Origin of the sequence: Agrobacterium vitis, from assembly GCF_013426735.1 — a bacterium.
Taxonomy (GTDB): Bacteria; Pseudomonadota; Alphaproteobacteria; order Rhizobiales; family Rhizobiaceae; genus Allorhizobium; species Allorhizobium vitis_D.
Genome location: NZ_AP023274.1, coordinates 176,391 through 201,877, shown reverse-complemented (window position 1 = coordinate 201,877; position 25,487 = coordinate 176,391). Strand labels below are relative to the sequence as shown.

Below are 25,487 nucleotides of genomic sequence, written 5' to 3'. Positions count from 1 at the left end.
CACCATGCAGAATGCGAGCCAGCGCCTTGAGCGCAACAACATCGCCGACATTTATCCGCTTGCCCCGATGCAGGAGGGCATTCTTTTTCATTCGGTGTCTTCCCCCGGCGACGGCCTCTACATGCCGCAAACGGCGCTGCGCATCACCGGAGCCGTCGATGCGGACGCTCTGAAGGCGGCATGGCAAGACGCAATCGACCGCCATCCGATCCTGCGTTCAGGGTTCTTCTGGGAGGAGCGCGACGAGCCGTTCCAGATCGCCTTCCGCAGCCTTCCGGTGGCATTCACTACGCTGGACTGGACCGGCAACGATCCGGCAAGCGAGCGTGAACGGCTGCAAGCACTGTTTTCTGCCAACCGGGCCGAGCCGTTTGACCTGCACCGTCCGCCTCTGATCCGGGTCCAATGGATCAGCACAGGACAAGACCAGTCGATCATGGTTGTGTGCTACCACCATATCATCCTCGACGGCTGGTCGATCCGTCAATTGCTCGACGAAGTGCTCTCGCTCTATCGGCGCGCGGCAGACAGGGCCGAGCCAGCCCTTCCGCCCGCCCGTCCTTACGGCGATTACATCGGTTGGTTGAAGAAGCGCGAGCGGGCCGTGTCGCTTCGCTTCTGGCAGGATCGACTTCAGGATTTTGCAGGCACAACCCGGCTTCTGGCAGGGGAAGCGACAGGCCAGTTCGAGCGGCAATGCCGGGAAGTCCCAAAGCCGCTGCATGAGGCCATGCTGGCCTATGGTGCCGCCCATGGGCTGACGCTCAACACGCTGCTGCAAGGCGCGTTGTCCTTGCTGATCGCACGCCAGACCGGAAGCCGTGATCTGATTTTCGGCACAACCACAGCCGGGCGCCCCGTGACACTGGAGGGCGCAACGACGATGATCGGCCTCTTCATCAATACGCTGCCCGTGCGTGTCCGCCTTAATGAGGGCCTATCCGTCTCGGACTGGCTCGCAGGCCTCCAGAAAGCCCATGCCGAAACGGGCGAACACGACCATGTACCCCTCGCCGCTATCCAAGGCCCGGGCGTTTCGCTTTTCGACACGCTGCTCGTTGTTGAGAATTTTCCAGTGCAGGCGAAGCGGACGGATGCGCCTGCACTGCTCAAAACCGAAGGCATCGACTTTGATGAGCGAACCCATTTTCCGCTCACGCTCTGGGCAACACCGCACCCGACGGGCCTGACGCTGATGGCCGGTTTCAGCCGCGACATGCTCGCATCTGAGACCGCAGCGGCTCTGCTCGAACGACTGGGAGATATTATCGCCATCATGATCCGCTCATCCACCACAGATGTGTGCGCAATTCTGGATGAACTGCCTTCAGTGATGGCGGCGGCTGGTCTCTCTGAGGGCGGTTCTGGGGACGGCACCCATTTGATGCCACTGAAACAGGCACCATCGGGCATCCCGAAATCCGCAACGCCTTCCGCAACCGAAATCACACTGGCGCAAATCTGGACGGAGGTGCTCAAATCTGGTCCCCTTGATGGGCAGGCCAACTTCTTTGAGCTAGGCGGCCATTCGCTCCTTGCCGTGCGTGTCGCCAGCCGACTTCGCGGCGCGTTTTGCGTGCCTGTACCAATGCGCGTCCTGTTTGAGCACCCCGTCCTTGCCAACCTTGCGGCCTATATCGACAGCCTTCGCCCGCAAGTCCCCCCGGCCACAGACCATATCGAGATTGACATATGACGATAACGCCATCACGCCCCGTGCTTCTTTGCCTGCCGCCAGCAGGCACCGGGGCCGGGCTTTTCCGCAACTGGGTACAAACCGCGCCGAGCACGATGACGGTGCATCCGGTCGCACTGCCGGGCCGCGAAGCGCGCTATTGCGAACCGGCACCGAGGTCAATTGACGCGCTTGCCGATCAGCTGGCCGTTGAGCTTGAACCTTATATCGGCGGGCGCTATGCGATTTTCGGCTATTCGATGGGTGCCCTCCTCGGCTATGAAATCGCCCGTCGGCTCAAAGCGGCAGGTTTGCCGATGCCGGAGGTGTTTTTCGCGCTCGGTTGCAATGCGCCGGACCGCATGGTCTATGAGCGAGAGCCGTTCCACACGATGGAAGCCGACGCCTTTCGCCAAGCGCTCATCGATCTCGGCGGAACAGATGCTGAAATCCTCAACAATCCCGAGGCAATGGAGCTTTTCGAACCGTTGCTGCGCAATGATTTCAGAATATGCGAGACCTATACCCATGATGCGACGCGCGGCACGCTCGATTGTCCCGCCCATATTTTCCTTTCCGATGGAGACGCCTTTGTAAACCGGCAGGCCGCCGCAGCCTGGTGTGATTTCGTGACCGGCGGCACGCGCCTGCATCCGGTCGCGGGCGCGCATATGCTGGAGCGCCCGGTACTTGACACGCTGCCCGCACGACTGGCAACTCTCTGGTTCGGAACTGGCGAAAATCGCCTACAGCATCGGTCCGAAAAGTGGGAACCGGTTTTCGGAAAGTCCGATGCGAAAACAAGAATCTAGAGCATCGTGCCGATTCCAATTTTCGGCACGATGCTCTAAGGCGCGAGGGTTAAGCGATGATGGCCGCGATGAACATACCAACATCGGAGGAGGCAATGGTCCGCCGCGCACTGGATGCGCAGGCCGCCTATATGCCGGATGTCCGTGCGGATATCGGTCCGGCAGACGCAGAATGGACGACGACCGAGGTATTTTTTTCCGACGAGGTGGCGCTGGGCGACTTTCTCGCCTTCGAACAATCGCTGAACGAAGGCACCGACATCAAGACGGCTGGGGCGCTGTTGATGACCGACTACGGCTACATTCTGGCCGCCGCAACTGTACCGATCTTCGTTGGTTTTGGCCTCATCCCAAACCTTTCTCCGGCCAGCGTGGCGCTTTCATTCTACACGACGCAAGAGCCGCATGACGGTGAGATGCACCGGGTGCGACGCGCCCATGTCCGTTTTCTCGACGAGACATTCTGGCAGGGCCAATTGGGTGACGCTGTTGCCGAAGAACGGTTCCGGGCCGAAATCGAGCGGCATTTCCGCCCCGTCATCGAGGCGATCCATGCACGCACGCGCCTCTCCCGCACAGCGCTCTGGCGGCTCGCCGCTGATGCGATTGCCGGTCGCTTTCTCGATTCCGGCCGCAGGTTCGGCAGCGTCGAGGCGGCCAAGGCGTCGGCAATGCAGATCCTCAAAGTGCCCGGTTCGCCGCTAGCCAACCGTCAACTCCACTATTTCGATTTGAGCGTGCTCGACAACAACCAGCAGGAATTTTCATACACCTTTCGTCAACGCGGCGGCTGCTGTCGATTTTATCTCGTTAAGGGCGGAGAATATTGTCCGACCTGCGTCCTGAAGGCACCTACAGAGCGGGACGAAGAGTTGCGCCTTGCCATGCGTCAACATCTCGGTGTCGCTGATGAGATTAAGTCAGGTTCAAACTGAACCAGATGGACTATCTATTCTTTTGTTTTCGTTTGTCTTTTCGTGAAAACTTGCGACCACTTTTCCCTGAAAAACTCTAAAAACCTCGAGATTTTTTTGGGATCAGAGTCCCAAACCGGGAAAATCAATCGTCTACCTCCCGAGCACAACGTGGCGTTGCTCCTTACGGTTGGCTGTAAAGCCTTGAGTACCGGAGAGTTTTGGGGGTTCTATGACGAAGACTTTTTCCACTACACACGAGGCCCGGGCGAGCCTCAGAGCCGTCCTATTCGCAGGATCGGCGCTTGTGATGTTGATACCTGCCCTGCCGGCAATGGTGCGAGAGGCGCAGGCTCAAATGTCGCAGCACGCGATTTCCGTACCGGCCGGTCCGCTTACTCCAGCGCTCAACAGCCTTGCTGCCCAGACGGGCCTCCAGATTCTGTTCGATGCGTCGGTTGCCCAAAACAAATCAACCCGCGGCGTGAATGGGACGCTGACACCCGAACAGGCCTTGAAGGCCGTGCTTGCCGGGACAGGCGTCGATGCGCGCTTTGCCGGCGAAAACCGGGTCACCTTGCAGAATGCGACTTCTGCCTCAGAAAACCCGGAGCAAGAAGGAACCCTGCTCGAACCCATCGTGATCTACGGTGCCCGCAATGCGACCACGCTTGGCGGTACGACAAGCAGTGTCGCTATTCTCAATGCCGAAAGCCTGGCGAACAGCCAGATCCGCACCACGCAGGAAACGTTTCGTCGCATGGCGAACACGATGGACAGCGCCACAGTCAACGCTGGTTTCGTGATCCGCGGCATGAGTTCCGAGGGCCTGGTATCCTCCGGTGGGCCGGCAGGCTCCATCTATATCGATGGCATCCTTCAGACTCGCTACAATGCCCGCTTCGGCGCCCGCAATCTCTGGGACGTTGAGCAGGTCGAGGTCTATCGCGGCCCGCAATCGACGCTCTCCGGCCGCGCCGCCATGACCGGAGCCGTCTATATCAAATCGAAGGACCCGACCTTCGAAAAGGAAGTCGAGGTTTCCACGACCGTTGGTACCGATCATCTCGTGGGCACCGCCATCACGGTCAACACGCCTATCGTAGAGGATCAGGTCGCGCTGCGGCTCTCCGGATCCTATGAACGTTCGAAGGCCCAGCCCAGCTACTCCGATTTCAAGTCATACGACAATTACGACGATCTGATCACTGATATTAGCGGCATTGCGCGCGCCAAGCTGCTGTTGACGCCGTCAGAGCTGCCGGATACCCGCGCAGTCCTCACCTATTCCTACTCGAAGGACCGGCCGAACGACGCACTCGTCGGGCTCTATTCGGGACGGGGGGATTTCAATAACGCGCCTGTTACCTACACCGAATATCGCTGGACCGAGGCGCATAATCTCGGACTTGAGGTCACCCACGACATTTCTGAAACCCTGCGCTTCACATCGCAGACCGGCTATCAATATGGCATCAATAACCGGCGCTCCATTGATTATGGCACCGAAAATGTCGTCAACGGTATCACCGGCGAAGATGACAACTCCATCCTCACCCAGGAATTCCGCCTGAACTACGAAGGCGATCGCTGGAAATGGGTAACCGGCATCTATGGCAGCTACGAAAAGTGGGATGGTGCCACGGATATCGTCGCGTTCGACTACTACCAGCAGAATGATACGCAGCACCGCACCACCGCGAACCTGGCCATCTTCGGTGAAGCGACCTACGAATTTGCGCCGACCTGGTTTGCGACGCTGGGCGGACGCCTGGATTATCTGAGAGACAAGGACCACCAGCAAAATTATTCCGGTCTGATCGATGACTCCCCTGTCCTGACTGGCGACCCGACGTCCCTTACCGAATATAATTTCGTGCCTAAAGTCGGCATATCCAAGGAGTTCGGCAGCAACCAGAAGGTGGGCCTCACCTATACGGAAGGCTTCCGCTCGGGTGGGTCCTATCTCGACCGCGTGACGGGCGAACTCGGCACCTATGATCCCGAATACTCCAAGAACATTGAACTGTCGTACAAGGGAACACTGCTGGACGACCGCCTGACGTTGAATGCCAATCTGTTCTACACTAAGTATTCGGATCAGCAGGTCGAGATCCGGCCTGACCCCTCGATCCCCGGTTATCGCATCATTTCGAACGCCGCCACATCTCGCTCCTGGGGTTTTGAAATCGAACCGTCCATGCAGGTCACGGACCAATTCACCACCTTTGCATCGGTCGGTTACCTCAACACGAAGTTCATCGACTTCAACCATGCAGCACTCAGCGAACCGCAGGACGGCAAGTCCTTTCCCGAAGCACCAGAATGGAGCCTGGGCTTTGGCGGCCGTTATGAGTTCCAAAATGGTGTTTTTGTCGGAGCCGATGCCAAGTACACAACGAGCTATAATTCGCGCTTCGGCACGAACGGCATGTACAAGATCGATGCGCGCTTCATCGTCAACGCGCAGGTGGGCTTCAAGAAGGACAATTGGCAGGTGACGCTGTTTTCGGAGAACCTGACGGATGAAAAATACTTCACCCTAATTGATCCGGATTACTCGCTGCCTTACGGCCAGGCTGGCAAGCGTCGATCATTCGGATTGAACCTTCGGGCCAAGTTCTGATTATCTCGGGCTGCGGGGGGGCATTACCCCCGCAGCCGTTTTCGATTTCCGGCGACAAAATGGTGGCCCTCTTGCGTTTCTGTCTGTTTCTCCTCGCGTTTCTTATGACCGGTTCACTGGCGCAGGCCGCCTGCCAGGGGACCTTGCTGACCGAGGATGTCTACAATCCGCCCCTCTGCATTCCGGCAGCGCCAAAACGGATCGTCACTCTCGACCCACTGATCACGCTTGGAATGCTGATCGAACTGAAGGCATCTGTCATCGCGACCCCCTATATGGCAATCACGGAAAGCGAAGTGCTCGATGTGGTCAGGGCCGAAAAAATGGTCGATCTCGGTAATCCCAGGGAGCCAAGCCTGGAGCGTGTCGCAGCCTTGAAACCAGATCTTATCATCGGTTCGGCGGAGGCCCATTCCGGCATCTACGAACAGGCTGCCAAGATTGCACCAACGGTGCTTTTCACGCATATGGACTGGAAGGTCTATCTCCAGCGCCTTTCCGAAGTGACCGGTCGTGAAGGTGTGGCGAGGAGTTCTTTGACGGCCTACAATGACCGTGTCTTGGCCATTCGTGAACGCATGAAAGACAAGAAGCTCACGGTCTCTACCGTCCGTTTGGCCCCTGATCGGTTTGTCGTGTTTGTCGACGGACCGAACGCCTACGCCCCTTTCGCGGTGCTGCATGAGGCAGGCGTAAAGCGAACGGCCTACGAGACCGTGACTGACGGCACGATCGTGAAGCGTCCAGACTGGGAGGAACTGGCAAATCTTGATGGCGACGTGCTGCTCTACGTTTCCGCCAGCGGTTTCGAAAGCGGGCCGGATGACGTGCTGGAAAAGCAGGTGACGGAGAACCCTCTCTGGCAATTGCTGCCCGCTGTTCGTGAAGGTCGCGCCTATCGGGTCGATCGCGGCCCTTGGCAGAGCTTCTACGGCATCAGTTCGGCGAACCGTATCCTCGACGATGTCGAACGCTTCATCCTGACGGCTCCATGACCGACCGCACGGCTGGCTATATTGCAGAAACCGATGCAGGACGAGTGCTTGCGCTTGCCGCATTACTCTGTCTGCTCATGCTTGCCACCGTGATCGCCATCTCACTGGGTGCGGCGATGATGCCGCCCGCCAAGGTCATCTCTGCACTCTTCGCATCCGAGACATCGCGGGATCACCTGATCGTCATGACCATTCGCCTACCACGTGTGCTTGCGGCGGTGCTGGCAGGCAGCGCACTGGCTGTCTCTGGTGCCATCATGCAGGCGGTGACAAACAATCCGCTCGCCTCACCAGACCTGCTGGGCATCAACGCAGGCGCAGCCTTTGCAGTTGTCTCCGTCATGGCCATTTTCGGTGCCGGTATCGGCGACATCTACGTTTGGTTTGCTTTTCTCGGCGCAGCCATCGCCGCGACCGTTGTCTATGCGCTGGGTTCGATGGGAATGGTGGGGCAATCCCCCCTCAGGCTCGTGCTGGCGGGAGCTATCGTTGCGACCTTCCTGACCTCTGTGACCACCGTTATGCTGATCTTTGACCAGAGTACTCTTGATGCCGTGCGCCTCTGGACCGCAGGCTCGGTGACGGGACGAAACATCGAGCAAGTTAAGACCGTTGCGCCCTATATCATTGCCGGGCTGATCGCTGCCCTGCCCTTTGGCCGTCATCTGACGACAATCAGCCTTGGCGCGGATACGTCGCGCGCGCTCGGCCAGAACCCCATCGTCTGGCGCGGCGTGTCGGTCGCCGTGGTCATTCTGCTTGCAGGGGGTGCCGTCGCACTTGCCGGACCGATTGGCTTCGTCGGGCTTGTCGTGCCCCATGTTGCGAGAATGTGTGTCGGCGTTGACTATCGCTGGATCATTCCTTTCTCAGCACTCGGCGGTGCGCTGCTGGTGATCGTGGCAGATACGGCCGGACGATTGGTGTTTGGAAGCCAGAGCTTTCCCGTCGGCGTCACCATTGCGTTGATCGGCGCGCCGTTTTTCCTCTATCTCGCCCGCACGCGGCTGAGGGACGGCGCATGATCCGGCTTCTCCTTGCCCTGATGCTTCTGCTCACATTTCTCATGGCGGCAAGTCTCGCCTTTGGCGACGTGTCCTTGGGTTGGCAAGAACTCTACGATGTGCTGATGGGCACGGGTCGTGCCCAGTTGCAGAGCGAAATGATTGTTTGGGATCTACGCCTTCCGCGCCTTCTTCTGGCGCTCCTCGTTGGCGTCGCACTCGCGCTCGCCGGCACGATCAGCATTGCCATCATGCGCAATCCGCTTGCTGATCCGGGCGTTCTGGGCATCAACAGTGGTGCGGCTGCCGCGGCCATGGCGGTCATTGTGTTGATCCGTGATCCGCCAGTGGCGCTTCTGCAAGTGGCAGGCTTCCTGGGTGCCAGCGCCATGGCCCTTGCCGTTTTTGCGCTCGCCTGGCGCAGCGGCACGTCTTCGCTGCGTATCATCCTGATCGGCATCGGGCTTTCCGCCCTCGCCTCCGCCGGGACCACTTTCCTGTCCGCCTTCGGTGACATTGGCGACGTCCAGCGGGCGTTGGTGTGGCTAGCAGGCAGCGTCTACGACGCCAACATGGTCAAGGTTCGGCTGCTTGCGCTCTGGCTCATCGTGCCAATCGCACTCACCCTTCTCGCCGCGCGGGAGCTCGATCTGATCCGCTTCGGTGACAATAGTGCAAGGAGCCTCGGCCAGCCCGTCGATCGCATACGGGGCCTGATGATCCTGCTGGTGACCGTACTCTCTGGTGCCGCCATTGCCGTGTCCGGTCTCATCGGCTTTGTCGGCCTTGTCGCGCCGCATATCGCGCGCCGGCTGGCAGGGGTGTCCCACGCCCGGATCCTCCCGGTCGCTGCCCTCGTGGGTGCCTGCCTTGTGGTCGCTGCCGATCTCATCGGTCGTGTCATCCTGGCCCCAGCGCAGCTCCCGGCCGGAATCGTGACCGGGCTCGTCGGCGCTCCCTTCTTTGGCTATATTCTCTGGAGACGTCGCCATGACCACTGACCCGCAAGGCGCTGCCAGAATCACCAGCAAGGGCGTCGATATTGCCTATGGCAATCGCCGCATCGTTGAGAATCTCGATCTTGCCATTCCGCAACAGCGCTTTACAGCGCTGCTTGGCCCCAATGGCAGCGGCAAATCGACAATCCTGCGCGCCTTCGCAGCGCTGATGAAACCATCCGCTGGCAGCATTATCCTTGATGGCTTTGATGTATCGCAGCTTTCCACCCGCGAGGTGGCGCGAAAAGTGGGCGTGTTGCTGCAAGGGGCTGTCGCGCCTGAGGGGCTGACCGTTGCCGATCTCGTCCGTCAAGGGCGCTATCCGCATCAGTCACTTTTCAGTCGCTGGTCCCTTGAGGATCAGCAGGCATGCGACGAGGCCCTCATGCTGACAGGCACGACCGATCTTGCAAACCGCATGCTGGACACCCTTTCCGGCGGCCAGCGGCAGCGTGCCTGGATTGCCATGACGCTGGCGCAACAGGGCGAGACCATCTTTCTCGATGAGCCAACAACCTATCTCGACCTCGAACATCAGATTGAACTGATGAAGCTGATTACGATGTTGGTCGCAAAGCGCGGCAAGACAGTCGTGGCCGTGCTGCACGACATCAATCAGGCTGCACGCTACGCCGAGCACATTGCCCTCTTGAAGGATGGCCGGATCAGGGCCATCGGAACCCCTGATGAGGTCATCAGTGCGGAGACGATCGCCGATGTCTTCAAGGTCAAGAGCATGGTGATCCGTGATCCCGTTACCGGAACGCCTTTGTGCATTCCGCTCTGAAGCAGCCTTCTCTGAGGCCGCAAGGAATGTCACCAAAATATCACACTTCTTGCTATTTTCGAGAAGGTCCGGGTTGCTTTGCCACCAGCAGGTGAAGTCGATCAGACGGATTCAGGCAAGAAAATCAGACACAAAGATGAGTTTTACAGTCTTGTTTTATTCCGCAGCAGCAGACTGAAGTGGCACATTTCTAAGGCATTGCACTTGCACGTCTTTTCGGGATTGTCTAGCCATTCCCCATGACGGTTCAGCCGCGTCTATCCTGACCTACCGTTCGCTGGGAACCATGTGCAGATGTCGAGATCTTCCTCCTCGTCCCTTGTCTGGGACACCGTTGACAGCAGCGAGTTGCTCAATCTAGCCATGGAAGCACACTATGCTGATATTACCAATGCGGTGCGCCGCCGGGGACACCCGAGTTCAACGGCCCGCGACGTGGTGCACGATCTCTACGTGAAGCTCGCCGCCAAACCGGAGGTTCTCCTGAACAAGCGGTCGATCAAGGCCTTTCTCTGCCGTGCCGCCATCAATCTCGGCATTGACCGCCAACGCAGGGAAACGAAGGAAGCCCGGCTGTTCTCAGGATCGGAGCGGGAAGCCCTCTCGGCGCCAAGCACCGGGCACGCGCCGGACCACACTCTGGAAATAGAAGCGCGGCTTGCAGCCCTTCGCGAAGCAATTGCGGAACTGCCGGAGAGGCGACGTGTCGTCTTCATTCTCCATCGCCTTTATCATCTGACACCAGACCAGATCAGCATCAGGCTCAACATCTCCAGAAACATGGTCGACCGGCACCTGCGGCGTGCGTTTGCCCATTGCCTTGACCGGATTCTCTAGAGGCAGTCAGGTTCAAATTGAACCAGACAGGCTCTCGTTTCTTTCGTTTTCGTTCGTCTTTTTGGGAAAACCGGTGGCCACTTATCCCTGACAAACTCTTGATCCCCAAAGAATCCCGTATCGTGAACGCAGAACCGTCATATCCTTGCGATTGGACAGTTGTCAGTGTCCCAAACCGTGGATGTCAAACGTCTACTGTATACTGCCTTAAATCGAAATCGATTTAGAGCGATAATTATGCAGCAGATATAAAGCGCTACAGCGAGCTTTTGTGCGCCATATACGGCGTATGACACTGTAGAGGTCGTAGGATGCGTCTGGAGTAAGCCATGCCGGTCAAGGAATCGAGTGACAGTCGGAAAAGACGAAACCGCGAGGCGGCCGACTGGCTCTTGCGCAACGGTGACCCAAACCAATCGCCGGACGACCGGGCTCTCTTTGAGACATGGCTTAAGCGCGATCCGGAAAACTGTCGGACCTACAGCGCAGCCGAGTTTGTGATGGGCGACGCTGGCCGCGCGATTCAGTCCGATCCTGGTCTGGCCGATATCGACATGCGCCCCCGCAACATGGCCAAGCCGATCATCGCAACACTGTTGGTGGCAGCCCTTGCAACCGGCGCCTTCTTTGCATTCGATGGGCCGCTGCGCATGCAAGCGGACATGATCGCCGGTACGGATGAAACCCCCATTCGTACATTGGAGGATGGTTCCATCGTCCAGCTCAATGCGTCCTCGGCGATTGCCGTCGATTTCACCGGGGGGCACCGCATCATCCGCCTCCTGCGGGGCCAAGCCTTCTTTCAGGTCGCTCATGCGCCCGAACGACCTTTTACGGTGGTGGCTGGCGAGACAAAGGTGATCGCACTCGGCACAGCGTTCGATGTTCGCTACGGCAAAGAAGATACCGAGGTGACGGTCACGGAGAATGCGGTGCAGCTTGAGCGCGACGGTCAACAGGCGGCCTCTCTGCGCGTGAACGAAGGCAAGCAAGCGATCTACGACTACGCCAGGAAAACGACAGCCGTGACGCCGGTCGACGGCCTCGTCGCTCTCGCATGGAGGCGCGGACAAATCGCCGTTGACAACGCGCCTCTTTCCTATGTCGTTGAGGAGATGAACCGGCATTTCCGAGGCCGGATCATCATTGCGGGTTCAGCGCTGGCGCGTCGCCGTGTCAGCGGTACGATCAAGGTTGCGGATACCAAAGACGCGCTTGCTTTCGTCAAAAAGGCGCTTGGCTTGGAAGTCACACGTTTAGGTCCCTTGATCGTTATCCATCCGTCATAATATCCGCAGAACTCTCTCTGTCACGGCTGTTAATAAACACTCTCGTTGACCTGCTTCCGGTTTGACATGGGGGCAGCAGGCTTGTTCCCTATCTCGTCTCCAGTCAGATGCTATAGATTACGAGGTCACTCCGAACCTCGCTTTAAGCCAAACCAGAAGATCATCTAAAAATGTGAACACCACCGGGATGATCAGGAGGCTCAAGAAGGTTGAGGTCAACAACCCGCCAATCACGACGATACCCATGGGTTGACGAAAACTAGAATCGCCGGCGACGAGGCTGAGCGCTGCTGGTGCCATGCCGCCAGCCATCGCGATTGTGGTCATAATGATCGGACGCGCGCGTTTGTGACACGCATCGACAAGCGCGTCATAACGAGACATGCCTCCCCGGCGTGCTTCAATCGCATATTCCACAAGCAGAATGGAGTTTTTGGAGACGATTCCGATCAAAAGGAGCAGACCAATCACCGCAGGCATCGAGAAGCTGGTACCGGTGAGTACAAGCGGCAACAGGGCCCCGCCAAGCGCCAGCGGAATTGCCATCAGGATCGTGACCGGCTGCAGGAAATCATGGAAGAGGAGGACTAGAACAGCGTAGATGCAGAAAATGCCGATCGCTATCGCCGTGGCGAAACTGTTGAACAACTCAGTTTGACGCTTCAATTCACCCTGTTCGACAAATTTTACGCCTTGTGGCAAGTTTTTATAGCTTGGCAATTGGGCGGCCTCAGCGGTGACTTCGGATAGGCTCCTGCCATTCAGTTCAATCGTGAGTGTGACATTGCGTGATCTGTCGAGCCGATTGATTTCGCTTGGGCTGGACCCAATAGAAATATCAGCGATTGCCCCAAGGGCAACGTTGCCCGCGCTGCCCTCGACCGGGATAAGAGATATTGCGTCAAGGGACTGGCGATTTGTTGTGTCCAGCATGACCCGGATATTGATCTGACGTTCAGGAAGATTAAGCTTGGATAGCGCGGTATCATACGCTCCTGCCGTCGCTACCCGAATAGCCTGAGCAATCGCCTTGGACGTCACACCCAAGGACGCGGCTTTCGCCAAATCCGGTTTGATGATGATCTCTGGTGACTGCATGGCGGCAGAGGATGTCACGTTGCCAATACCGGACAATGTGCGCAGACCCGTCTCGAGGCTGGCGGCTGCCTTTTCCAAAACTTCGGAGTCATCCCCTGACAAGGTGAGAGTGAGCTGCGTGCCATTCCCGCCAGTGCCTGTTTCAAGGCGCAGGCCCGGCACTTTTTCCAAAGCTTTTCGTAAATCCGCTTCGATCTGCGACTGCTTGACATCGCGCTCGCCAATCGGCGTCAGGTTGACAACAATCGTGGCGCTATTGGTGCTGGACGTCGTTGTACTGCTTGCACCGCCTCCAGTGGAGGCCGTACCCGTTGCCTGAAACACGGAGGTAACATGATTAACCTTGGCGATGATCTCGGACGCTTTTCGCGACGCTTCATCCGTTGTCTCAATCGTCGATCCCGTCGGCGTCGTGATGGTGACCTTGGTTTGCGCATCGTCAGATGCCGGAAAAAAGCCGGTAGACAAATGGCTCAGGAGCAGAAGTGTGAATGCCAAAAATCCGACAGTCCCCAGCACCGGTATCCAGCGACGCCGGAGCGCCCCTTTCACAAGCCAAAGATAGGACCGCATCAAACGACCGTCTTCTTCTTCTTTTGCAGTGCCAGGCTTCAATATGTAAGCCGCCATCATCGGCGTGACCAACCGAGCGACCAAAAGAGAAGCAAGAACAGCCACAGAGGCCGTGATGCCAAATTGCTTGAAAATGATACCGACCACTCCGCCCATGAAGGCGGTCGGCAAAAACACGGCGACCAACGTGAAGGTTGTGGCGATAACCGCCAAACCAATTTCGTTTGCCGCTTCCATTGCAGCATCGAAGGGGCTTTTACCCATTCTAAGGTGTCGTTCAATATTCTCGATTTCGACGATCGCATCATCGACAAGAATACCAACCACCAACGATAGCGCCAAAAGCGTGATCGTGTTCAGCGTGTAGCCACAAAAATACATGGCGAGGAATGTCGGTATGATCGACAGCGGCAAAGCGACAGCCGCCAGAAGTGTTGCACGCCAATCGCGCAGGAACATCCAGACCACCAGGACCGCGATCACCGCACCCTCGTAGATCATGTCCATCGACGATTCATAATTTTGCTCGGTCGGAACAATCGTGTTGTAGGCTTCTTCGATTGTCACTTGCGGATTGGCCGCGGCAAAGGCCTTCATTGCGGTGCGGACATCGTCGGTGACGGCGATATCTGAATAGCCTTTGGACCGTTTGATCTGGGCGGCAATGACGGGTTTTCCATTGAGATATGCAAGTGAGGTCAAATCGCTTTGGGAATCGGTCACTGTGCCAAGTTCGTCCAGTCTGACCCAACTGCCTTTTGGCAGCGGGACAGGCATTGCGCGCAGTTCATCGGCAGTTTCTGCCGCAACCACGGTACGCACAGACTGGCTTTCACCACCAATTCGTCCTTTGCCGCCAGACAGATAGGTTTGCACAGCTTCAAGCTGAGTATTCACGTCATTGGCGGTTAAGCCCAGGCTGTCGAGCATGTTGGAATTGAGCTCTACCCTGATCTCCCGATCGATGCCGCCCAAACGGCCAACTTCACCCACGCCTTTGACAGCCATCAGCGCTTTTGACATGTCGTTATCGATGAACCACGACAGTTCTGCATCGTCCAATTTGTCGGAATGCACCACGAAGGTAATCAGAGGAGAAGAGTTCAACGATTGCTTTGAGACCGTTGGATCATCCATATCTTGTGGCAGGTCGCTTTTGGCCTGATCGACTGCGCTTTTGACCTCGTCCAATGCGGCTTGCGTGTCTTTCCCAACCTCAAATGCGACAGAAATGCTGACTGAACCATCAGTGATCGTCGTGGTTACCGAATCCAGCTTGCTCAGGCCGGTCAGTTTGTCCTCGATCTTGCGGGCCACTTCCGTTTCGAGCTGGGCTGCCGCCGCGCCGTCCAGCGTCGCGCTGATATTGATGGTTGGAAGATCCATATCCGGGAAGTTTTGGATGTCGAGACGATTGAATGCCCAAAGGCCACAGGCCGTCAACAATGCAAATAGCAGCAACGGCGGGACAGGGTTGCGAATAGACCAAGAGGAGAAATTCACTTTGATTCCTCCGTCGTTGCCGCATCATTGCTGTCGACAACGTGGACTACAGAGCCATCTGCAAGGAAGACGCCGCCTGACGCAACAACGTCGTCAGTCTTCTCAATTCCTGAAATGATTTCAACACGATCGTCCTGCCGCCGTCCAGGCTTTACTCGCTTGCGTGTCACCGTTTTTTTGTCTGCCGAGTTCAAAATGAACACATATGAGAAGCCGTCCTTGAGGGTGACGGCAGCAGCGGGCACTGTGAGCGCATCCGTGTTGTTGAATTCAAAGTAGCCGCTGGCCAGGATGCCGATCTTTGGGGCCTCCATCCCTGGAGTGGGATTCAGCGTCACGTAGACGATGACGCGACCATTGTCGGTTGACATCGAAGGTGCCACCATCCTGACCTCACCGTGCACGTCGCCGCGCGGCGTTGGGATGACGGCTTTCGTGCCGACCTTGACATCAGCCAGCCGATTAAATGGCAATTCCGCTTTCCATTCGATCCGATTTTGGCGGATCAACTTGAACAGCTCGCCACCGGCGGTCACCACATCACCAAGAGATGCGGAGCGCTCGGATATGACCCCGTCGTCCACTGCGTACACCTTGGTCCTGTCCAAGGTAAGCTGAGACGATACCAACGCAGCCCGCGCCGAAAAGAGAGAGGCTTTCGCTTTACGCTCGGTAATCAGATATTCCTTTATCTGTTGGCTTGATAATGCGCCAGAACTTGTCAATCCTCGGGCGCGGTCACCATTCGCTATTGCTTGATCAAGATCGGCTTCCGCTTTCTCAACATTCGCTTGTTGTTGCTCCAGGTCAGCCTGGGCAGATTCCGGCGCAAACTGCACCAGCAAATCGCCCTTTTTTACGTGTGCGCCAACATCTGCTTTAACATCGGTGACCTTCATACCGCTGGTCTCTGCTGCGATTGTCGCTTCATGCCAGGCGGCAAGACGACCACTGGCGGGGATAATCACGGGCCACAGCAAAACCTCCGGCTTGACCAAGCTCACGCTCAGTGCGGCCGCTTGATCCGTCTTTTGTTCACTATCCTGACTTTGGGCAGCGAAGGTGGGTATAAAAAAAGACCCCACGGCGAACATCATCACGAGAGACCTGGTAGAAAATTTGCGCATCAATAAATTCCCTTTGCGGAGGTCGGGGCACCCACCGGGGCGGAGAATCCGCCTCCTGAAGACGTGCGGGGTGCGACCCAGTAGCGGACGATGTCGCGCTTGATTTCGATGAGGGTGATCGGTGCAGATCGCGCAGCACACAAAGTTTGTTGGCCGTCAAAGAGACTGATGCCGACAAAGGTCACACCCTGAATGACCGGACTAAAATGGCTATGATGGACGTTAACAACGAGCTTCGCCTTGGTGATCGATGTTTTCACCCTAGGGAACGCCGTCTCACTGCCGATAACAGCAGCCAAAAGATCTGACTTATCATGCGTTATGGCAATATCATGATCGACAACGGCGTTGCCGCTTGCTTGCGTATCCGACGGACTTTTTGGTCCCGTCGAACTCAACAAAGGCTCGGTGACGAAGATTGTGATGGACCTAATAATTGTATTCCGCTTGAATTCGTGGTGCCTCGAGCATTTGGCCGCACTATAAGCATCTTCCTGTTAATGTCATTTAAGAATATGTAAATTTATGTAAATATTGCCGATTGGGTATCTGCAAACCTAGTAATACATTTGGAAGGGTCGTGCTGCGAAATTTTCGTGCTTAACCGTATTTTGACCAGCGGGACGAATGGGCGCAGGGATCAAATTTCAACATTTTACATCTATGCGGTCAGGATCGAATATAGGTTGATTGACCCAGCATGTCGCACAAACATAACGCCGTCCGCCGACATCACATCGGTGAGATTGCGACCACGGCATAGGCTCCCATCGTGACCACTCCCGCAGCGGCCGCCGTTAAGCCGACGCTACTCTGAATACTCTGTTTCCTGTGTTCAGGCGACCCGTTCGTTTTCAGCGAGAAGAATGCGGAGACGGTTCGCCATTTGCAGATCATCAACGGTGTCCATGAAATGTGTCAGATATTTGCCGTCAGGCCCGAGCAGATAGGCGAAGGCCGTGTGTGGCATGGCATAGCCTTCTGCATCTTCCGGATCGAGCCCCTTGCGGGCGAAGACGCGGAAGGATGCCTTCGCGCTGTCTATCGCTTCGCGGCTTCCCGTCAGGCCAGTGAAACACGGAAAGTTTGCTTCAACAAAGGCTTTCATTCTCTCCGCCGTGTCGCGCTCCGGATCGACGGTGATGTAAAGCGGCACGACCATGCGTCGGGTCTCGCCCAATGTGTCCAGCGCCGCAGTCATGCAGGCAAGTGAGCGCGGGCAGACTTTGCGGCAATGGGTAAAGCCGAAATAGACCAGCATGAAGCTGCCGCGATAACTCGCCTCGGTGACAGCATGTCCATTATGATCGGTGAGCGAGAAGCTTCCCTCAAGCATGTTCAGCGCCTCAATGGAAGGTCAAGACAAAGTTTGTCGGTGCGCGAAGGGCGCATTCCAGTCCGAGTATATCGCCCTCCCGTTTGGCGCCGACGGCATCTGAATGCTTGCCAAGTTCGCTCGCGTTGCCCGATAGAACATGCTCACCGTCAGCGGCGAGCGACCAATCTCCACGGCCCCAGATATTGCCAAGCTCCAGCAGAACCTTGCCGTGGCGATCCGCTCTCGGTGCAAGCGTCAGAACCAGGCTTTTCGCGTCACGCTCGAAGCGTGCACGCAGCACGTCGGCATTGTCCGATATCTCGACGAGCGCCGGTTCCTCGAAATGGGCCTTGTCCCAGGGCTCTGCGTAAAGCCTCTCAAGCCCGCCCGGCACGTTGAGCCGTGCGTAGCCCAGAAGCGCATTGCCGGTATGGGGGTCCATTGCGCGGAAGTGCCCTTGATCGTCGAAGGATGAGTCATGTCGGCGGTAGTACAGGCCACCGTCGGACCATGAGCGATGCAGGAACCTGTCGGCATAGGCTAGCATTCTTGAAAGCGAGTCATCATCGCCGACTTCTGACGCGCAAACTGCCGCCCAGCCGAAATCGCGTGCTGAGGTAAAGCCGAGGCTGGTTGGAATGCCGGGCGCTTCGTTGATCCACAGCGTGCCATCCGGCCCCGCCTCACCCCATTTTGCGATCTGTCTGGGATAATGGTGTTTGACCAGTTCCGGGTTCCAGGCGTGCATCAGCGAGCCAAGCCAGAAGTCAATCCAGGGCGCTTCTGTGGGGATGAGGTTCCTTTCGATTTCCTGAACCATCATCCTGAAATGGCCGCGTTCACTGGCGATGCCGAAATCGGACCATGCGCGCTGATAGCCGTCAGTAACTTCCTTCGCGAGCGATCCGCCATACACGAGATCATGAAACCGGAAGCCGAGGATCGGCACCTGGTTGCAGATCTGGAAGATACAATTCGGCTCGCAGGCGATGCCGAGATATCCTTTCTCCACCATCATCCAGTAGAGATGATCGTTGAGTGAGCGCTCGTCATAGACAAACTTCTTGCCCCCCGCTGCCCAGTAAAGGGTCTTGATTTCCATCGTCAGCGCGCCGGGCTGCGCATAGCGGTCATCATTGAAAATATAGTGATAGAGAAGCGACATCGATTGCACATAGGCGCTGTACATGATGTTGTCTTTGATGACCGGGTTCCACTCGGCGGGCAATTCGCCCTGCGCGGCGTTGATGACGCCGTTGCCGGTGCTGATATAATGCCAATAGGTCCAGACATCAGGCGAAAGAATCTTCTCAATCAGTCGCTCAAAAGTCTTGCGGAAGACCCCGGGGGCCGCTGGCAGACGATGCCGATGCGTCAAGGCAAGCGCATAGGACATATAGGCAAGCTGAAAGCGAAGGCCGCCAAAATCTTCCTGTAGGGTCGATTTCGCTTGCATGCCTGACCAATCATCGGGAAGCAGCAAGGAGAGATTTTCGATGCGGCGCAAATGGCCGATCTGATCGGCGTCAAGCATCGGCATGCGCGCGACATCGAAAGGCTCACTCTTTCGAAGTTCACCGGATATGGCCATCGATTTCCTCCCCCGAAATCGTTGAAATGCATGGTTCATGCATGATATGAAGTTGGACATATTTTGTCAATATGAACTATTCGAGTACACTCTTTTGAATGGGCCACTTACAGCGGGCCGATATAAACTGGAGAGACCATGGCTGGCGGAACCGCGCTCAGGCGTGCCGAAATCGGGCAAGAGCGTCGTGAAAAGACGAGACAGAAGCTCATCGCTGCGGCGGCGCGCGTCATCGCCGCCAATGGTGACAAGACCGCGACGATCGACGATTTCATCAGGGCGGCGGGCGTTGCCCGGGGAACGTTCTACAACTACTTTCCCACCCGCGAGAATTTGCTGGATGCATTGTGGACGCAAGTTGGCAAGGATCCATTTCTTGAAATCGGCAAGGCTTGCGCCTCAATCAGCGATCCGGCCGAGCGGTTGATTGCAAAGGCTTGGCGCATATTGATCCGGTCAGGCGAAGACCAGGCTTGGGGGTGGCTGATCTTCGCGTTGTCCGGCAATGCCGAAACAGTCAACTCTGACCTGCGGGCCTATCCCGCACCTGATCTTAAAGCCGGTTTGAGCGCGGGACGGCTGCATTACGTCCATCTGGACAGTGCTCGTGACTTCGTTGTCGGCGCGGTCCGGGCTGGTATGAAAACCCAATTGAGCGGGCGTGGCTCGAGCGAATATGCGCATGACATATGCAAAATGATCCTGCTCGCTCTCGCAGTCCCTACGGAGGAAGCCGATAGGATCATGGGATCTGCCACAAGAACAGGCGTTGGAGTAGCGTCGGCCTAATCCATATAGCGACCGACAACCGAATATCTCTGCGCTTCTACGCCGTCCCTATTCTTCGTCGCTCTCTGGCTCGCCTGCAATCGGTCCCTCGCGCACAGCATTTCTACTCAACAGCCCGGCATCCTCAAGCGCTTCGATGTCGGGCAGATCACGCAGGGTCTCCATATCGAAGGCGGACAGGAAGTGTTTGGTGGTGACGTAGGTATAGGGCGCGCCTGGCGTCGGACTGCGTGGCCCCGAGGCGATGAACCCTGCGCCCCGAAGCGAAGCAATTGTATCGCGGCTGACCTCCTTACCGAAGATCTTACTCAGCTCCGCCCGGGTGACCGGCTGGAAATATCCCACCGCCATCAGTACCATCGCCTCGAACTGCGACAACTTCGTTGCCGCGCCGCGCGTCGGAGCAGTTGAGGCGCGTATCGTCTCCGCGAACCGCACGCGAGTTCTGTGTTGCCAACCACCGGCCACCGAAACCAGTTCGTAGGGTCGGGACCGAAGCTCCTCGATGAGGTCGTCGATCAGCAGATCGATGCTGCACTCTTTTCCCACCACTCGCGCCAATGTCTCGCGACCGACTGGCTCGGCAGAGGCAAAGATCACCGCTTCGACCCTCAGCATCCATTCCCGCCAGCGCAGTTCCGGCGGCAGATCCTCCAACTCCCGATCAAACGGCCGTTCGGCTGCGGCGTTCGCCCTTTCCTGACGGGATTGCTTGGCTACAGGGGCTCCGGCCATCGTCACACTCCAAACACCCGGAAAGAGGAGCGGCCGGACAGTTCGCGCACCGCCTCAAAGCTTTCCAGCCGCTCGAACAGCCGGTTGGCCGCCCAGCGGGAGAGACCACTGCCAGGCGCCGAGGCCAGCACGGCATCCTCGTTCAGCAATCTGCGGATCACCGGCTCGGCACCTTTGGTGCGAACCTTCGGCGCGACAGCCAGCAGCCGTGCTGCGCGTCGATTGATGTCGATGGTGGACCGGAGTGCTGCGTCAACCCCATCAACCAGTGCCAGGCAGATCGCCTTTGGATAAGCTGGCTCTCCCGGACGAACGCGACCCCGGCCACCGATTGTTCGGAAGGACGAACCAAAACGTTCGGGTAAAAGCAACGGCACGGGTCTCGGCCATTTCAGCTTTTGAGCCAGCACAACATCCGCCAGTCCCAGGGCCAGCACCTCGATATCCGGGCGGATCGCGCACATTGCTGCTATCAGGTCCACTGTCACGAACGGCGCCGCCCGCTCAGATTGGATCGCAGAATCCACAAGATCCGGAATGGAGGCAAGCCCCTCGTCCCAGCGAAGGTCCAACAGCGCGGCAAGCTCCTGAACAAAAGGTGTGGTGATTGTCCCGGACCGGCGTGACAGCAGTCGTGTGGCAAAAAACAATTTTCCCGCCGGCCCTGGATCATCACCAGGCGCCGTCAGCAAAAGCGCGTCACGCAACGCATGTTCGTCCTCGCTACGGCCATCCATTCTGGCGGCGATGGCAGCCGACTTCAGGGCAAGGCGGTCGCGCCAACAGCCGAGCCAAGGCGGATCGGCCCGTATCAGATCGTCAAGCGATTTTAGAGCGATACCCGCAGAGAATGCCGCGTCGGATTCGGGAATATCGCGACCGCGCAACGAAGCCCAGCCTGGAAGACGAGGTGACCAGCTCAAGGGCGGCTCTGAGGTGGGGGCGCGCGAATCCATGCGAAAGACGATAGATCAGGGGCGCGGTTTAATCCAGAGAGATCGCCATAACCGCACATTCTTTCGTGCTGGTTCCAACCCGATAATCAACATTCGGAACTTCTTGCCCGGCTAAAGGGTTGTGGGGATGTAACAATCTCACTTCAATCTGCAGAACATCCAGGTTATGGAGTTCCCCTGTCTGAAAGATACGATCATGAACAAGGTTCTTGCAAGCGCGATTACCGTGACGATGACATGGATGATGACGGCGGCCGGTGCTTACGCCGACGAGTCCGCTTTCTTGAAAACACTGGCGGGAAGCTGGAGCGGCAAAGGAACGGTTAAGGTGCGCACGAATGCACCCACGATCAACGTCACCTGCAGATTCAAATCAAACACAACGGCTCAATCGCTGGCATTGAATGGACGCTGTACGAGCCTCGTTGTGTTTTCTCGCGCCATCAGCGCCGATTTGAAGATCAACGGCGCGACCTATAGCGGCTCTTACGTGGGTGCGGGTACGGGCGTCGCGGGCCTGAACGGCAAACGCGGTGGAGATGCCATCAACCTTGCAATCAATTGGGCGAAAGAGGTTAATGGTGATCAACGTGCGCAGATGACAATCGAAAAAGTTGGAGCTTCCGGCATGCGCCTGACCACTGTTGATACCGACCCGGCCACAGGGAAGTCGATCATTACCAGTCGGATTGACCTGCGTCGGGGCTGAGTTCATTCATTGGTATTAGTCTAAACCTTTAGCGCAGGCTATCGTGTGGCCAGAGCAAGCTGAAACGGGTCTTTGAGAGTTGATCAATTCAACGGGGAGCCCGGGTCATCGTGGGACGACAAACGTCGTTGCAACGCGCCAAACGTATCGACGCAATACGGGGTTTAAAAACTCCCCGCCAGATTGACCTGAGCTGCGCTTGACCGCAGGCCTTTGCCAAACTCGCCGGAATAACTGAACGTCAGGCGGGCCGATTTCGAAAGCCTGGCCGAAATTCCGAGTTTTGCCAGCAGAGCATCCCTTGGCATTTCCACGCCTTCGACGACAAATGGTGTGCCACCAGAAAATGCGAGGCTGGAATACGGCGACACGTCACCCTCGATATGCCGCCAGCCCAGCATGCCGGAGACGGCAACGGGTAAATTGTCTTCCGGCCACCTCCAAGACCAGCGCAGACCGATCGTGGAGGTTACGATCTCGTCACTACCTTTTGCTGCCAACAGGCCTGCATCGCCGCCACTTTCGCAGAAGGCGCCAGTCTTGAGATTGACATAAGCGACGTTGGCGAAGGGCTGGAGCTTGATCGCATCCAGTTCATGCGTCCAAGAGAGATCTGCGAAAACCTGGCTGGTGGCACTGGCATAGTCAGCGGTGAGCTGGCTGGTAATCGTTCCGAAGGAGATATCGCGCAGGGTTGATGCATCGTTATGGGAGAAGATGGCGCCGCCAATGACGTTCAAGGGGCCAATATCACCCGTAGCATAGAGACCGGCGTGATAAGACTCTGTCTTCGCCTGCTCCAACGAGTCATGGCTGTAACCCAACAGGCCGCCCAGACGCCACGGGTCGGAGACCGACGCATCCACTCCCATGACTACGCCTGCGGTCCGGGTATCGATTCCGGCTGCATTTCCATTCCCCGACCAACGGTTGGACGACAGAAAACTGTTGGTCCAGACTGTCACGTCATCCTTCCGCTGATCAAGATCCAGGGCCATTTGGTCAAGCACCGCGTCGCGTGCAAAACGGCTCTCCCACAGCAGAGCGCTTTTGAGCGAGGCATGAACCTCACCGCTCAATTGCGAGAAGGCACTGTTTGCGGTGGAAGAATTCAGTGACAAGACCGCATCGTAAATCGAGTTTCCTGTTCCCAATGCTTCAACGGCAACCGCGGTTGCGCGACCGTTTGCGGTATCCGCGACATCTGCGAATGCTACACTATTGCGGTCGAACTGCATGTCTATCGTCGCAGCACCATAGGTCAACGTTGGCGTCAGGAAAGCAAAATCGCTTGAAACGCTGTCGAAGGTGCCAGTGATGCGGCTTGCGCTCAGGATGGTATAAGTGGTTGTCAGCCCGTAATTGCCACCCGCCGCTCTAATTTCAAGTGTTCCCCCCTGGATGGAGACTGTGCCCGTCGCATCCACCCGGTCGGAGGCACCGTTGGCATCAATGTCAACCTGGTAGATTGACCCTGTGCGAAAGGTCACATCTCCGTCAACGGTGAGCGTTCCTATGTCTCGCCCGGGTGAAAGTACACCGCCTGCGTTGACGAAAAGCCCGCCAATGATGCCGCTGCCTGACAGAAGCCCGCCGTCATCGATGACGACGGCTCCAGCTACGGTTCCATCGTTGATCAGTGAACCGCCTGAAATCGTGGCCGTTCCATCAATTGTGCCGGTATTGGAAAAGGTGCCGCCAGTGTTTACGAGCGTGGCGATTGTTCCGTCGTTCGAGGCACTGCCAGAATTGGTAACCGTGCCTGCCACAGCGCCATTGTTGTTGATGAATTCGCCCGCCGCCTCATTATCGACGTCTGCCAATGTGGCGTTGTTGACAACACGACCTCCGTTGATCGTTGTTGTACCCGTAACGGTACCGCCAGAATTGTTCGTGAAAGTACCGGCATCATTTTGAAGCGCCGCGACGGTCCCCGCATTGGTAACCGTGCCAGAGTTTCTTATAGTACCAGCGGTGGCTCCCGAGTTGTTGACGAATATTGCGGCGGCAGCGACGTCCGCATCGGTAATGACGAAGTTGTTGGTGACGGTTCCGCCTGTGATTGTTGATTTTCCGGTAATCGTCCCGCCTGCATTGTTGGTAAAATGTCCAGCCGTATTGGTCAGGCTATCAATAGTCCCGGCATTCGACGAATTGCCTGCATTGACGACAACACCGGCGGTGGCGCCGCTGGCATTGGTGAATGTTGCATCTGCTCCGACATCGACGTCGTGAAGGGTGGCGTTGTTCGTCACGCTGCCACCGGAAATATTGCTATTCCCCGTAACCACCCCGCCGACATCATTGGTGAATGTACCGGCATCGTTCTGTAGGGAGGCAATGGTTCCCGCATTGACGACGGTGCCTGAATTCCTGATTGCGCCAGCTGTTGCACCGGTGTTGTTGATGAATTCCGCCGCCGCCGCGACATCGGCGTCGGTAACGACGAAATTGTTGGTGACGGTTCCTCCCGAAACCGTCGTCTTTCCCGAAATTGTCCCGCCGGCATTATTGGTAAAATTTCCAGCGGTATTGGTCAGGCTCCCGACCTCTCCGGCGTTGGATGCTGTCCCGGCATTGGTAACCGCGCCCGCCGTTGCGCCGCTATTGTTAACGAAGGTCCCTCCCTCGGAGATATCGGCCTCATCTACAGTGCCGTTGTTGGACAATGCGGTCCCTGTCTCTACCAGGGCGCCACTGAGCGTACCGTTCACGGTGACGTTGCCGTTGTTGAGCTTCAACTGGCCATTGAGGTCACCATCGATGGAAAGGCTACCGCCATCAAGGCTGACGTTGGAGTTCATCACTCCGCCTGCATTGACGCTAACGCTGCCTGATGTGATCGTGGTGCCGTTCGTGGCGGTCAATGCACCTGTATCGGTGATGGTGACGTTTCCTCCATCAACGTCCAGACGATTGACTGTCACGTCGTTGGTGACTTGTGGAGAGCCTGTATCGACATGTGCATCATCGCCTGCCCCGGGCGCCGAAGGGGTCCAGTTCGTTGCATTGCTAAATTCGTTGTCGGCGTTGCCAGACCATGCCGATTGCGCGAAGCAATGCGCGGGCAACACCACGGAGGCCAGTGCCGTGAACACACATAAACGGCGACGGAATGCTGGCAGCAATGGTTTCATCTCGATCGGCCAAC

At 57.2% G+C, this 25,487-nt stretch carries 20 protein-coding genes; 12 read left to right on the top strand and 8 right to left on the bottom strand.

What is annotated here, in order from left to right; genetic code table 11:
• Window positions 1–4: 4 nt before the first annotated feature.
• The 10 genes from H1Y61_RS23195 (at window position 5) to H1Y61_RS23150 (ending at window position 11,937) form a co-directional block, all read left to right on the top strand.
• Window positions 5–1,696, top strand: coding sequence for a condensation domain-containing protein (locus H1Y61_RS23195; protein ID WP_180575487.1), 1,692 nt, complete (start codon window positions 5–7; stop codon window positions 1,694–1,696).
• On the top strand, window positions 1,693–2,487 hold the full coding sequence (locus tag H1Y61_RS23190; protein ID WP_180575486.1) for a thioesterase II family protein: 795 nt from the start codon (window positions 1,693–1,695) through the stop codon (window positions 2,485–2,487). Before H1Y61_RS23195 ends, H1Y61_RS23190 begins: the two co-directional genes overlap by 4 nt.
• A 95-nt stretch (window positions 2,488–2,582) precedes the next feature.
• Complete coding sequence (locus tag H1Y61_RS23185) at window positions 2,583–3,422, top strand: ferric iron reductase (RefSeq protein ID WP_235680994.1); 840 nt, start codon at window positions 2,583–2,585, stop codon at window positions 3,420–3,422.
• Window positions 3,423–3,711: 289 nt separating this feature from the next.
• Window positions 3,712–6,027: a TonB-dependent receptor gene (locus tag H1Y61_RS23180; protein WP_235681001.1), complete on the top strand. Its 2,316-nt coding sequence runs from the start codon at window positions 3,712–3,714 to the stop codon at window positions 6,025–6,027.
• A 104-nt stretch (window positions 6,028–6,131) separates the two neighbouring features.
• A complete protein-coding gene (locus H1Y61_RS23175) occupies window positions 6,132–7,022 on the top strand; it encodes an iron-siderophore ABC transporter substrate-binding protein (RefSeq protein WP_235680993.1) in 891 nt (296 codons plus the stop codon).
• Window positions 7,019–8,047, top strand: a complete 1,029-nt coding sequence (locus H1Y61_RS23170) for a FecCD family ABC transporter permease (protein WP_180575482.1) — start codon at window positions 7,019–7,021, stop codon at window positions 8,045–8,047. The genes H1Y61_RS23175 and H1Y61_RS23170 overlap by 4 nt, the downstream gene beginning before the upstream one ends.
• Entirely contained in the window at window positions 8,044–9,027 is a 984-nt protein-coding gene (locus H1Y61_RS23165) for a FecCD family ABC transporter permease (RefSeq protein ID WP_174113597.1), read from the top strand. The genes H1Y61_RS23170 and H1Y61_RS23165 overlap by 4 nt, the downstream gene beginning before the upstream one ends.
• Window positions 9,017–9,811, top strand: coding sequence for an ABC transporter ATP-binding protein (locus tag H1Y61_RS23160; RefSeq protein ID WP_180575481.1), 795 nt, complete (start codon window positions 9,017–9,019; stop codon window positions 9,809–9,811). Before H1Y61_RS23165 ends, H1Y61_RS23160 begins: the two co-directional genes overlap by 11 nt.
• Window positions 9,812–10,105: 294 nt before the next feature.
• The gene (locus tag H1Y61_RS23155; protein ID WP_180575480.1) at window positions 10,106–10,648 is read left to right on the top strand and encodes an RNA polymerase sigma factor; all 543 of its coding nucleotides are present in this window, start codon (window positions 10,106–10,108) and stop codon (window positions 10,646–10,648) included.
• A gap of 329 nt (window positions 10,649–10,977) precedes the next feature.
• Window positions 10,978–11,937: a FecR family protein gene (locus H1Y61_RS23150; protein WP_180575479.1), complete on the top strand. Its 960-nt coding sequence runs from the start codon at window positions 10,978–10,980 to the stop codon at window positions 11,935–11,937.
• Between the two features lie 117 nt (window positions 11,938–12,054).
• On the opposite strand, the gene H1Y61_RS23145 is transcribed toward H1Y61_RS23150, so the two are convergent.
• From H1Y61_RS23145 to H1Y61_RS23125, 5 genes are all read right to left on the bottom strand, one after another.
• Window positions 12,055–15,111, bottom strand: a complete 3,057-nt coding sequence (locus H1Y61_RS23145) for an efflux RND transporter permease subunit (RefSeq protein ID WP_180575478.1) — start codon at window positions 15,109–15,111, stop codon at window positions 12,055–12,057.
• The gene (locus tag H1Y61_RS23140) at window positions 15,108–16,238 is read right to left on the bottom strand and encodes an efflux RND transporter periplasmic adaptor subunit (protein ID WP_180575477.1); all 1,131 of its coding nucleotides are present in this window, start codon (window positions 16,236–16,238) and stop codon (window positions 15,108–15,110) included. The genes H1Y61_RS23145 and H1Y61_RS23140 overlap by 4 nt, the downstream gene beginning before the upstream one ends.
• Window positions 16,238–16,636 carry a hypothetical protein gene (locus tag H1Y61_RS23135; RefSeq protein ID WP_235680992.1) on the bottom strand — a complete coding sequence of 133 codons (399 nt, stop codon included), beginning with the start codon at window positions 16,634–16,636 and terminating at the stop codon, window positions 16,238–16,240. Before H1Y61_RS23135 ends, H1Y61_RS23140 begins: the two co-directional genes overlap by 1 nt.
• Window positions 16,637–17,073: 437 nt before the next feature.
• Entirely contained in the window at window positions 17,074–17,574 is a 501-nt protein-coding gene (locus H1Y61_RS23130) for an SCO family protein (protein ID WP_180575475.1), read from the bottom strand.
• 10 nt (window positions 17,575–17,584) lie between these two features.
• On the bottom strand, window positions 17,585–19,147 hold the full coding sequence (locus H1Y61_RS23125; RefSeq protein WP_180575474.1) for a linalool dehydratase/isomerase domain-containing protein: 1,563 nt from the start codon (window positions 19,145–19,147) through the stop codon (window positions 17,585–17,587).
• A gap of 138 nt (window positions 19,148–19,285) precedes the next feature.
• On the opposite strand from H1Y61_RS23125, the gene H1Y61_RS23120 reads away from it, so the two are divergent.
• A complete protein-coding gene (locus tag H1Y61_RS23120; RefSeq protein ID WP_180575473.1) occupies window positions 19,286–19,936 on the top strand; it encodes a TetR/AcrR family transcriptional regulator in 651 nt (216 codons plus the stop codon).
• A 48-nt stretch (window positions 19,937–19,984) separates the two neighbouring features.
• Here the strand turns inward: H1Y61_RS23120 and scpB are convergent, their stop codons facing one another.
• Both scpB and H1Y61_RS23110 read right to left on the bottom strand, forming a co-directional pair.
• Window positions 19,985–20,671 carry an SMC-Scp complex subunit ScpB gene (gene scpB, locus H1Y61_RS23115; protein WP_180575472.1) on the bottom strand — a complete coding sequence of 229 codons (687 nt, stop codon included), beginning with the start codon at window positions 20,669–20,671 and terminating at the stop codon, window positions 19,985–19,987.
• Between the two features lie 2 nt (window positions 20,672–20,673).
• Window positions 20,674–21,627, bottom strand: coding sequence for a DUF1403 family protein (locus tag H1Y61_RS23110; protein ID WP_180575471.1), 954 nt, complete (start codon window positions 21,625–21,627; stop codon window positions 20,674–20,676).
• A gap of 196 nt (window positions 21,628–21,823) precedes the next feature.
• Here H1Y61_RS23110 and H1Y61_RS23105 point away from each other — a divergent pair, with 196 nt between their 5' ends.
• Entirely contained in the window at window positions 21,824–22,336 is a 513-nt protein-coding gene (locus H1Y61_RS23105; protein WP_180575470.1) for a hypothetical protein, read from the top strand.
• Between the two features lie 164 nt (window positions 22,337–22,500).
• On the opposite strand, the gene H1Y61_RS23100 is transcribed toward H1Y61_RS23105, so the two are convergent.
• On the bottom strand, window positions 22,501–25,473 hold the full coding sequence (locus H1Y61_RS23100) for an autotransporter outer membrane beta-barrel domain-containing protein (RefSeq protein ID WP_180575469.1): 2,973 nt from the start codon (window positions 25,471–25,473) through the stop codon (window positions 22,501–22,503).
• Window positions 25,474–25,487: the final 14 nt, after the last annotated feature.

Coding starts and splice junctions, on each gene's coding strand:
- H1Y61_RS23100 (WP_180575469.1), bottom strand. CDS start 25,473: ATGAAACCATTGCTGCCAGCATTCCGTCGCCGTTTATGTGTGTTCACG.
- H1Y61_RS23185 (WP_235680994.1), top strand. CDS start 2,583: ATGGTCCGCCGCGCACTGGATGCGCAGGCCGCCTATATGCCGGATGTC.
- H1Y61_RS23190 (WP_180575486.1), top strand. CDS start 1,693: ATGACGATAACGCCATCACGCCCCGTGCTTCTTTGCCTGCCGCCAGCA.
- H1Y61_RS23140 (WP_180575477.1), bottom strand. CDS start 16,238: ATGCGCAAATTTTCTACCAGGTCTCTCGTGATGATGTTCGCCGTGGGG.
- H1Y61_RS23175 (WP_235680993.1), top strand. CDS start 6,132: ATGACCGGTTCACTGGCGCAGGCCGCCTGCCAGGGGACCTTGCTGACC.
- H1Y61_RS23120 (WP_180575473.1), top strand. CDS start 19,286: ATGGCTGGCGGAACCGCGCTCAGGCGTGCCGAAATCGGGCAAGAGCGT.
- H1Y61_RS23155 (WP_180575480.1), top strand. CDS start 10,106: ATGTCGAGATCTTCCTCCTCGTCCCTTGTCTGGGACACCGTTGACAGC.
- H1Y61_RS23170 (WP_180575482.1), top strand. CDS start 7,019: ATGACCGACCGCACGGCTGGCTATATTGCAGAAACCGATGCAGGACGA.
- H1Y61_RS23130 (WP_180575475.1), bottom strand. CDS start 17,574: ATGCTTGAGGGAAGCTTCTCGCTCACCGATCATAATGGACATGCTGTC.
- H1Y61_RS23110 (WP_180575471.1), bottom strand. CDS start 21,627: ATGGATTCGCGCGCCCCCACCTCAGAGCCGCCCTTGAGCTGGTCACCT.
- H1Y61_RS23125 (WP_180575474.1), bottom strand. CDS start 19,147: ATGGCCATATCCGGTGAACTTCGAAAGAGTGAGCCTTTCGATGTCGCG.
- H1Y61_RS23150 (WP_180575479.1), top strand. CDS start 10,978: ATGCCGGTCAAGGAATCGAGTGACAGTCGGAAAAGACGAAACCGCGAG.
- H1Y61_RS23105 (WP_180575470.1), top strand. CDS start 21,824: ATGAACAAGGTTCTTGCAAGCGCGATTACCGTGACGATGACATGGATG.
- H1Y61_RS23160 (WP_180575481.1), top strand. CDS start 9,017: ATGACCACTGACCCGCAAGGCGCTGCCAGAATCACCAGCAAGGGCGTC.
- H1Y61_RS23180 (WP_235681001.1), top strand. CDS start 3,712: ATGTTGATACCTGCCCTGCCGGCAATGGTGCGAGAGGCGCAGGCTCAA.
- H1Y61_RS23195 (WP_180575487.1), top strand. CDS start 5: ATGCAGAATGCGAGCCAGCGCCTTGAGCGCAACAACATCGCCGACATT.
- H1Y61_RS23165 (WP_174113597.1), top strand. CDS start 8,044: ATGATCCGGCTTCTCCTTGCCCTGATGCTTCTGCTCACATTTCTCATG.
- scpB (WP_180575472.1), bottom strand. CDS start 20,671: ATGGCCGGAGCCCCTGTAGCCAAGCAATCCCGTCAGGAAAGGGCGAAC.